This window comes from Streptomyces sp. CA189 (assembly GCF_056428985.1).
This window is the reverse complement of record NZ_JBWJVM010000040.1, coordinates 67,407-76,880: the sequence shown is the minus strand read 5'-3', so window position 1 is coordinate 76,880 and position 9,474 is coordinate 67,407. Positions and strand designations below refer to the sequence as shown.

Sequence of the window (9,474 nt, the reverse complement as noted above, 5' to 3'; positions counted from 1 at the left end):
GATGGCCAACGATCCGATGGGTGCGGGCAAGAAGATGCTCGACGAGTTCATGAAGGACCCGTCCGAGGGCTTCGGCAAGATGATCCCCGAACTCATCGGTTCCAAGGGCCTGGGGTCGCTGAAGAAGGTCGGCTCGGCAGCCTCGCACCTCGACGACCTCAAGGGACCCGGCCGCAGCGGCACGGACACGAACGGCCCGCACCAGGGCGAGCGGCCCGACCCCGACAAGCCCAGCGAGCGCACGGACCCGGTCGACCTCGCCACCGGCCGGATGTACCTCCCGCAGACGGACGTGTTCCTCCCCGGCGCTTTCCCATTCGCGTTCAGGCGCCGTGCGGAGTCCGGCTACCGGGCGGGCCGTTGGTTCGGCCCGACCTGGGCGTCCACCATTGACCAGCACCTGGAGATCGACGCGGAGGGCGTCGTCCTGGTCTCCGAGGACGGGCTCGTGGTCGCCTATCCGCACCCCGCGCCCGGCATACCGGTGCTGCCGGCGTCCGCGTCGGGCCCGCGCCACCCGTTGGAGCGGACCCCGGACGGCGACTGGACGCTGACCGACGCCCTGACCGGCGACGTCCGACGCTTCACCCCGCCGCGGGACGGCGCCGAGAACGGCATCGCGCCGATCGCCCAGCTGGAGGACCGCAACGGAGGCCTCGTCGTCTTCGAGTACGACGAGCACGGCACGCCGCTGGGCATCGCCCACTCCGGCGGCTACCACCTCCGCTTCGAGACCGCCGACGGCCGGATCACCGCCCTGCACCTGACCGGCGGCCCGCGCATCCTTGCGTACGGGTACACCGACGGGAACCTGACCGAGGTCACCAACTCCTCCGGTGTGCCTCTGCGGTTCACCTACGACGCATTCACCCGGATCACCGCCTGGACCGATACGAACGGCCGCCGCTACGAGTACGCCTACGACGACCTCGACCGGTGCGTCGCGGAGGCCGGCGAGGCGGGCCACATCGCCCTCACCTTCGGCTACGACGAGGTGGACCCGCAGACCGGCCACCGGGTGACGCGGATGACCACCGCCGCCGGCCACACCCGCCGCTATCTGATCGACGACCGGTACCGGGTGGTGGCCGAGACCGACCCGCTCGGCGCGGTCACCCGGTACGCGTACGACGGCCGGGGCCGCCGGATCGCGCACACCGATCCGCTCGGCCACACCACACGCAGCACCTACGACGACGCGGGCCGCCTGCTCTCCTACGTCCGGCCCGACGGCCGGGAGGCACGGGCCGAGTACGACGAGCTCGGCAACCCGGTCAAAATCGTCGCCGTGGACGGCTCGGTCGTCCGCCAGACCTACGACGAGCGCGGAAACCGCACCTCGGTCAGCCGCCCCGACGGGACGGTCACCCGCTTCGGCTACGACGAACGCGGCCACCTCACCACGGTCACCGACCCGCTGGGTGCGGTCACGCGGATCCGCACCGACCGGGCCGGGCTGCCGCTCGCCGTCACCGACCGGCTCGGCGCCACCACCACGTACGAGCGGGACGCCTTCGGACGGACCACGGCGGTCACCGACCCGCTGGGCGCGGTCACGCGTACGGAGTGGACGGTCGAGGGCAGGCCGCTGCACCGGAGTACCCCGGACGGCGGCCGGCGCTCGTGGACGTACGACGGCGAGGGCAACTGCCTGACCCGCACGGACGGTCCCGACGACAGGGCGGTGCGCTTCGAGTACACCCACTTCGACCTGCTCACCGCCCGGACCGACGCAGACGGCGCCCGCCACGAGTACACGTACGACGCCGAGTTGCGCCTGACCGGGGTCCGCGACCCGCAGGGCATGACCTGGGAGTACGCCTATGACCCGGCGGGCCGGCTCGTCAAGGAGACCGACTTCGACGGTCGTGTTCTCGGCTACGCCTACGACCCGGCGGACCGGCTCGCCGTCCGCACCGACGCCCTCGGGCGGCGGATCACCTACGAGCGCGACGCCTTGGGGCACACGGTCCGCAAGGACGCGGGCGGCACGGTGACGACGTACGAGTACGACGTCTTCGACCGGCTCGCCGTCGCGGTGCGCGGGGACAGCGTGCTGACCCGGCTGCGCGACCGGGCGGGCCGGCTCCTCCAGGAGACGGTCGACGGCCGCACCTCCACCTACACCTACGACTCCGTGGGCCGGCGCACCGGCCGGACCACCCCGACGGGGGCCTCCGCCGCTTGGGCCTACGACGACGCCGGCCGCCACGATGCCCTGACCACGTCCGGCCGGCGCATCGGCTTCGCGCACGACGCGGCCGGCCAGGAGCTCAGCCGCACCTACGGAGACCTCCTCACCCTCGACCAGGCCTGGGACGGGGCCGGCCGGCTGGTGGAGCAGCGGCTCACGGGCCCCGGCGACGGGCTGGTGCAGCGCCGCGGGTACACCTACCGGTCCGACGGGGTCCTGATCGGCGTGGACGATCTGCTGGCCGGCGCACGCAGCTACGCTCTCGACCCCCGGGGCCGGGTGACCGCGGTGCACGCCGAGAACTGGACCGAGCGCTACGCGTACGACGAGGCGGGCAACCAGACCTCCGCCTCCTGGCCCGGCTCCCATCCCGGAGGCCAGGACGCCACCGGACCGCGCACCTACGAGGGCACCCGGCTGATCGGCGCGGGCCGGGTCCGCCACGAGTACGACGCCCTCGGCCGGGTCGTGCTCCGCCAGAAGGCCAGGCTCTCGCGCAAGCCCGACACCTGGCGCTACGAGTGGGACACCGAGGACCGGATCACGGCCGTGACCACCCCGGACGGGACGCGATGGCGGTACACGTACGACCCGCTGGGACGGCGTACGGCCAAGGAACGGATGACGCCCGACGGCCTGGAGGTGGCCGAGCGCACGGTCTTCACCTGGGACGGCACCGTGCTGTGCGAGCAGACCGGCACCGCGGTGGAGGCGGAGCACGGAATCGCCGTCACCTGGGACTACCGCGGCCTGCAGCCGATCGCCCAGACCGAGCGGATCCTGACGGCCGACCAGGAGGTGGTGGACGAGCGGTTCTACGCCATCGTCACCGACCTGGTCGGAACGCCCACCGAACTCGTCGACGAGCGCGGCGAACTGGCCTGGCGCAGCCGGTCCACCCTGTGGGGCTCCACGGCCTGGAACCGGGACGCCACGGCGTACACGCCGCTGCGCTTCCCCGGCCAGTACTTCGACGCCGAATCGGGCCTGCACCACAACTACTTCCGCACCTACGACCCCGAGACCGCCCGCTACCTGAGCCCGGACCCGCTGGGCCTGGCGGCCGCCCCCAACCCGGTGGCGTACGTCGCGAACCCCCTCCACTGGTGCGACCCCTTCGGGCTGGCCCCCTACCCGGACGGCACCCGGACGGCCCAGGGCGTCGACCACCAGCTCAACGAGGCGGAGAGCGGCAAGTCGAACCACTACCTGAAGGGCATCGGCGAGGACGAGGTGAAACTGGAGAAGTACCTGCGGGGCCATCTCCAGTCGCCGGCGAACTACGTCGACGCGGATTCGGGGGCCCGGATCATCATCGACCGCACCTTGGACCCGAACAGGCCGGTGGCCATCATCCGACAGGACCATATGATCCACGCGTACCACATCGACCCGGAGGACCTCTCCAACTACATCACTCCGCGAGACGGCAAGGACGTGGCGAAGTGGCGGACCCCGAAGGACGACGAAGTGAATGAGTAGCCCTAGCGGAACACCCCAGAACCCGGCACCCGGTTGGCCGGGCTACCGCTCCGAGCCGTCCTACGACGCCGGCCAGAGCCGGGTCTTCCCGACCCCGGTACCGGCGGAGCTGCGGGCGCTCGGAGACAAGGTCCGGGCGGCCGACTGGCCGGTGCGGCTGGCCTTCCGCGGTTCCCGGATCGTGCTGCTGGACACCCTCTGCCGCTGGCAGACCCTGCGCGCGCTGGCGTACGTACGCCTCCTGGCCGCCCGCACGGCGGATGAGCGGCTGTCGGCCGACCTGAGGGTCATTCCCGGAGCGGAATCGGCCGGCGATCCGGGCCTGCCCGAGCTGCTGGAGCGACTGGAACGGGCCGCCGTGGATCTCCCGGCAGACCTGCTGGACGCGGTCCTCTGCGACAGCGGCGGGCTGCTCGCGGACAACCGCTTCGCGGCATCGGTGCTGGCCGCCGGGCTCACCGCCGATTCCCGGGCGGGGGATACGGACGAGGCGGTCTCCCGCGCCGTGGTGCTCACCAGCTATTGGTACGAGGTCCCCGAGCGGCGCGGCGCACTGGCCCTGGCGTGGAGTGCGAACCTGTTCGTCCGCTCCTGGCTGTGGTGGTCGCTGCGCTTCGAGTACGGCGATCCGGCGGGCGGCCTCGGCATCACCAGCGACCCCCGCCCGGCCCGCCCGGCGGCGTCCGCCCTCCCGGACTGGGCGGCGGCCCTGCTGGAGCGCGTCGAGCGGGGTGACAAGTAGAGCGGGCCCCGGGCGCGGTCAGGCGTGGGGTCCTACGGTGACCTTGCCGAGGGCGAGTTCCGCGGTTCCCTCGAGCATCGCGCCCGTACGCTCCACCTGTTCGTCCAGTGCGCGCCCCGGTGGGCGAGTTCGGGTCCTCGACGCACAGGCGGGTGAGGCGCTCCAGCTCGGCCTGCGCATGGCCCTTGTCGTGGCGTGCAGCCGTGTAGGCCCTTCCCCCAGGCTGATCGTTTTCGGTCCTGCCGTCGCCTCTGACTGGTCCGGGCCACCCTCGGCCGCCAGCAGTTCCCCGGCCGCAGCCGTGGCAGCCCGGACCTCGGAGGCGAGCCCCGATCGTGCAGGAACCGAAGAACAGGAAGATCTTCGCGAGTTCCCCGCTGCGAAATCACCCGAGAATGCCACCGGGGAAGCCCCGAGGGTGTCGGACGTGATCCCCATAGGTCGCGGATCCGTTCACTGTGAGTGTCCAGCACCCGGCCGACGACGAATACGTGCCCAAGGGAGAGATGTGTGGAGCGATGTCGATGTGGTCCCTAGTCCAGGCGGCCTCCGGCCGGTGTCAGCGGCGTGCTCGGCCCTGACCCGGCAGTAGCCGGATGGCGAGTACGGATCCGTCGGCATGTACGGAGACGGGACCGCCCCACTTCTCGTCCCAGGCGAGTAGGGGCCGGGTGTGTCGGGTTGCGTGCACGATGGTGCGGCAATCCTCGACGCGTCCTTCGGAGAGGTGACCGAAGAGGCTCGCGTCCACGCCGGAGAATGCCTCGACCCGGGGGCCGTTCAAGCGGAAGACGTGGTCGGTGCCGGCGTACGTGGTTCCGAGGAGTTCGTGGCTGATGTCCTGGACGCTGGTGCTGGCGGCATGCTCGAAGCCGTCGAAGCGCTTGTGGCCCTGCCGGTCGGTCAGGTGGCGAGCGGTGGCTTTGCCGGAGCCGGTGAAGGCCATGAGGCCGGCCGCCGCCGTGTGACCGAGAGTCTCCTGGAACCAGGTGTAGTACTTGGGCGTGACCTGGCAGCCGGGTACGGGCTCGGGTATCAGGTCGCCCTTGGGAGGCGACTGGATGCCCGGCGTGACGTTCTTCTGTACGGGCCCGGAGTCCAGATTCGGTTCCGATTCTCCGGGAGCGCCGGCCAGCCAGCCGCCTCGGCCCGGAGCCTGGAGCGCGTGGACGGTCACGGTGCCGTTCGTCGGCAGCTCCGTGCTGAACAGCAGGCTGGGGGTTTCGTTCCAATCGCCAACGTGCACTGCATCAGCGTGGACTGAGGCAGATGCCAACTGGCCCGCTGAAGTAGCGGCGTTGCCGTGGTTGCCCTTGCATGCGATGGGGATGACGAGGGACGGCTCGCCGGGGCGCCAGACCTCGGCGAAGTACTGCGGGCGGTAGCGGTACCTGACCTTGTGGCCCTTGTCCGTGCTGGTGAGGGCCCAGCCTGCGCGCAGCGCCGTGTCCGCGGGGACGATCGTCACGGAATGCTCGGGGAAGCGTCGGCCCAGCAGGTGCTTTGCGAGGGTGAGGGCGAAGCCGGTGCCGAGCTCGCCGGACTGCAGGATCTTGTACTGCTCCGCGGTCAGCCGGCCCTCGTCCGTCAGACCAAGGAACGAATCGGCGCCGCCTTCCAGAGCCTGGTTGTACTTGAGGGATCCCCAGTGCTCCGCCAGCCCCCGCCCCGCTCCCTTCCACGACAGCGCCGTCGCCCTGCCCAGCGTATGAAGGACGTCCCACAGGGTGACTTCCACCTGGCGGCTGATTTCTGCGCTGGGGATCGCCGCGAGGGACGGCTTGCGGCGAAGGGGTTCGTGCCCGTTCTCCTTCCTGTCCCTGTCATCCGCCGCTATGGCCTTTTCCACCTTTCCGACCAGCTCATCGCTGGAGCGGACGGATCGGACTGCTCCGGTCGGCGGGCGGAGTCCGTACGGGAGGGGGACCATGTGAAGGACCGAAGGGTGAGGACCCAGAGTCATGAGGAGTCCGCCATGCCGGCGCAGGCGCAGGAACCGCAGACCGATCTCGACGCGCGTTACAGCTCCCCCGACGCCACCGCCACGCCCTGGGCGGAAGCCGTCTCGCGCCTGGAGAAGGCCGAGATCTTCTGGCTGACGACCGTCCGTCCGGATGGCCGCCCCCATGTCACGCCGCTGCTGGCGGTGTGGACGGATGGCGCGCTGCACTTCACCACCGGCGAGCGGGAGCGCAAGGGGCTCAACCTCGCCGCCAACCCGAACGTCGTCCTCACCACCGGCACCAACGCCTACGCCGACGGCTGCGACCTGGTGGTCGAGGGCGCGGCGGTCCGGGTCACCGACGAGGAGCGGCTGGGCGGGCTGGCTGCGGCGTGGGAGGCGAAGTACGGCCCGGAATGGCACTTCGAGGTCCGGGACGGGGCCTTCAGCACCGCTCCGACGACGGCGGCCCCGCCGCCGACCGAGGAGACCGAGGACGCGGGCCGTGCCGTGGTCTTCAAGGTGGCGCCCCGTACCGCCTTCGGATTCGGCAGAGGCCATAGCTTCAGCCAGACCCGCTGGCGCTTCGCCGGTTGAGGGAGGTGCGGCCTCGGATCCTGAGGCTGCCGGATCAGCTCTGCTCAGCTCTGCTGTTCGCTGACGTTGACCATCCACGTGATGCCGAACTTGTCCGTGCACATGCCGAAGATGTCGCCCCACATCTGCTTCTCCAGGGGGACGGACACGGTGCCGCCGCCGGACAGCTTGTCCCAGTAGCCGCGCAGTTCGTCCATGTCGTCGCCGCTCAGGCTCACCGCGATGTTGTTCCCGGGCTTGTGTTCCGTCCCGGGCGGATTGTCGGCGCCCATCAGGGTGAAGCCCCTGGTCGTCTCGAGCATGCCGTGCATGACCTTGTCGGAGTATCCGGGGGGCGCCTCGGAGCCGAAGTCGCCGTAGGTGTGGACGGCCAGCTCGCCGCCGAACACCTCCTTGTAGAACTCCATGGCTTGCTTCGCTTCGCCGGCGAAGCTGATGTACGGGTTCAGGCGAGAGGGCACGTTCACTCCCTTTTGTGGCGAATGGTCAGTGCGGGCAGCCTATGGGTGCGGCGTGCGTACGGAGGGTTCCCCCGGGCCGTCCGTCTACCTCGTGTCGCACACCCGTCACGGCCGGGTGAGGATGGTGCAGATGTCGCTGTCGGAGCAGGTGTCGGGGTCGGTGGTGGCGGCCCGGCGGGCGAGTTCGCGCAGTGCGGTGCGGGTCTGGCGGAGTTCGGTCATGCGCTGGTCGATGTCCGCGAGCCGTTGGTCGATGAGGCTGGCGACGTGTCCGCAGGGGGCCTGGCCGTTGTCTCGGATGTCCAAGACGGACCGGATCTCGGCGAGGGTCAGGCCCGCGCCCTGGGCGTCGCGGATGAATGAGAGTCGGCTGGTCGTCTCCGGCGCGTAGTCGCGGTATCCCGCGGCTGTACGGGGCGGGGCGGGCAGGAGCCCGGCCTGCTCGTAGAAGCGGATGGTCTTGGCCGTTACCTGGCCCGCTGCTGCGAGGTCACCGATGCGCATCCCTCCACGCTACGCCTTGACCTTCCAGTGTGGTGGAAGGTCTACGGTCGGTTCAGGGCTCGGCACATGGGAACGGGAGGGAGCGCGGGATGCGGATTGTGATCCTCACGGTGCCGGAGTGCCCGAACGTACCCGTCGTACGGGAGCGGCTGGCAGCGGCACTCGACGGTCGAGCAGCCAGGGTCGAGCTGGTGGAAGTGTCCGGGGAGGGCGAGGCGGCCCGGTGGGGCATGACGGGCTCTCCGACCGTGCTCCTTGACGGAGTCGACCCGTTCGCGGCGCCTGGTGCTCCGCCGTCGGTTTCGTGTCGGCTCTATCGCGACGCGGAGGGCCGGATCGACGGCGCGCCGAGCGTCCGGGCCCTGCGGGAGGCGTTGGCGGGAGCGCGTCGGCCCCAGCAGGACGAAGAGCAGGGGTGCTGCGAGACGGACTCCCTGGACCCGCTGGATTCGATCGGTCGGGGAGGGCGGGGTCGGCGTGCGCCCGCGGAGCGGGGACTGCGGCTGGTCCAGCAGGCAGTGCTGCGGCACTTCGCCGCCACGGGGCAGGCGCCGGATGCCGATCTACTCGAAGGCCTGGCGGCCGAAGCGGGGCGGACGGCCGCCGAGGTCCTCACCGAGCTGGACCACGAGGATTTCCTGACCCTCGACGCATCGGGACGCATCCAGGCCGCCTACCCGTTCTCGGCTGTACGGACGCGGCACCGCGTGCACCTGGCCAACGGGGTGAGCGTGTCCTCGATGTGCGCGATCGACGCCCTCGGTATCTCCGCGATGCTCGGCCAGGACCTGACCATCTCTTCCACTGACCCCGTCGACGGCCGGCTGGTGACGGTCACCTTCGCGGACGGAACGGCAGCCTGGCAGCCGTCCGGCGCCGTCGTGTTCGTCGGGCGCCGCGATGGCCGGGGCCCGGCCGCCGCGGTGTGCTGCGACAGCCTGAACTTCTTCGCCGGTCCGTCTTCGGCCGGGCAGTGGAAGCAGGAGCACCCCGAGGTACGAGGGGAGATCGTCAGCCAGGCATGCGCCGTCGAGATCGGGCAGCAGACCTTCGGCCCACTCCTGCGGGACGACTGAATGCCCGCCACTGGGAGTGCGGTGCGTGGCAGAGTGGTGAGCATGCCGCCACTTTCGCTGCGGATCATCGGCCGTGATCTCCCGGGTCGTGAATGCGGCGCTTACCGGGACGTCCATGTCGCCGTGCAGCGAGGGCGCGAGCCGGAGGCTGCTGTCCCCGGGGATGCAGCGGAGGCGGTCTGGGAGTTCACCGTGGAGGCGGTCGCGACCCCGGACGGCGCTTGGGACTTTCGCGGCCCTTACGTCCATGGGCGACGCGGGGCCCGGATCCTGTATCTGACGTGGGGAGAGCTGCCGCCCGGCGGAGCGTTCACGATGTTCCGCCGCGCCAAGCTGATGCTCGACGACCTTCCGCCGCAGGCCGTCGAACGGGGCGCGGCCGAAGCGCGGCTCGGACTGACGGACGCTTGCGGGATGCCCGTGTGCGCTGCGGTGCGTCCGCCCGGGCTCACCTGGAGCTGAGCACCGTGCCGCCG

The 9,474-nt window shown here is 70.8% G+C and carries 8 protein-coding genes; 5 read left to right on the top strand and 3 right to left on the bottom strand.

Annotated elements, in window-relative coordinates:
* Window positions 1–3,676, top strand: a 3,676-nt coding sequence (locus tag AC061S_RS26535; protein WP_478688395.1) for an RHS repeat-associated core domain-containing protein, incomplete at its 5' end; no start/stop codon positions are given.
* Window positions 3,669–4,418: a hypothetical protein gene (locus AC061S_RS26530; protein ID WP_478688394.1), complete on the top strand. Its 750-nt coding sequence runs from the start codon at window positions 3,669–3,671 to the stop codon at window positions 4,416–4,418. The genes AC061S_RS26535 and AC061S_RS26530, both read left to right, overlap by 8 nt.
* Before the next feature lie 559 nt (window positions 4,419–4,977).
* Here AC061S_RS26530 and AC061S_RS26525 read toward each other — a convergent pair.
* Window positions 4,978–6,348 (bottom strand): hypothetical protein, encoded by a 1,371-nt coding sequence (locus AC061S_RS26525; protein WP_478688393.1) that lies wholly within the window; start codon window positions 6,346–6,348, stop codon window positions 4,978–4,980.
* A 45-nt stretch (window positions 6,349–6,393) separates the two neighbouring features.
* Between AC061S_RS26525 and AC061S_RS26520 the strand changes: the two genes are divergently transcribed.
* Window positions 6,394–6,957 (top strand): pyridoxamine 5'-phosphate oxidase family protein, encoded by a 564-nt coding sequence (locus AC061S_RS26520; RefSeq protein WP_478688392.1) that lies wholly within the window; start codon window positions 6,394–6,396, stop codon window positions 6,955–6,957.
* A 44-nt stretch (window positions 6,958–7,001) separates the two neighbouring features.
* On the opposite strand, the gene AC061S_RS26515 is transcribed toward AC061S_RS26520, so the two are convergent.
* Entirely contained in the window at window positions 7,002–7,418 is a 417-nt protein-coding gene (locus AC061S_RS26515) for a VOC family protein (protein ID WP_478688391.1), read from the bottom strand.
* A 105-nt stretch (window positions 7,419–7,523) separates the two neighbouring features.
* Window positions 7,524–7,922, bottom strand: coding sequence for a heavy metal-responsive transcriptional regulator (locus AC061S_RS26510; protein WP_478688390.1), 399 nt, complete (start codon window positions 7,920–7,922; stop codon window positions 7,524–7,526).
* A gap of 89 nt (window positions 7,923–8,011) precedes the next feature.
* Here AC061S_RS26510 and AC061S_RS26505 point away from each other — a divergent pair, with 89 nt between their 5' ends.
* Together AC061S_RS26505 and AC061S_RS26500 are read left to right on the top strand one after the other, a co-directional pair.
* Window positions 8,012–8,998, top strand: coding sequence for an alkylmercury lyase family protein (locus AC061S_RS26505; protein ID WP_478688389.1), 987 nt, complete (start codon window positions 8,012–8,014; stop codon window positions 8,996–8,998).
* Between the two features lie 42 nt (window positions 8,999–9,040).
* The gene (locus AC061S_RS26500; protein WP_478688388.1) at window positions 9,041–9,460 is read left to right on the top strand and encodes a DUF5990 family protein; all 420 of its coding nucleotides are present in this window, start codon (window positions 9,041–9,043) and stop codon (window positions 9,458–9,460) included.
* Window positions 9,461–9,474: the final 14 nt, after the last annotated feature.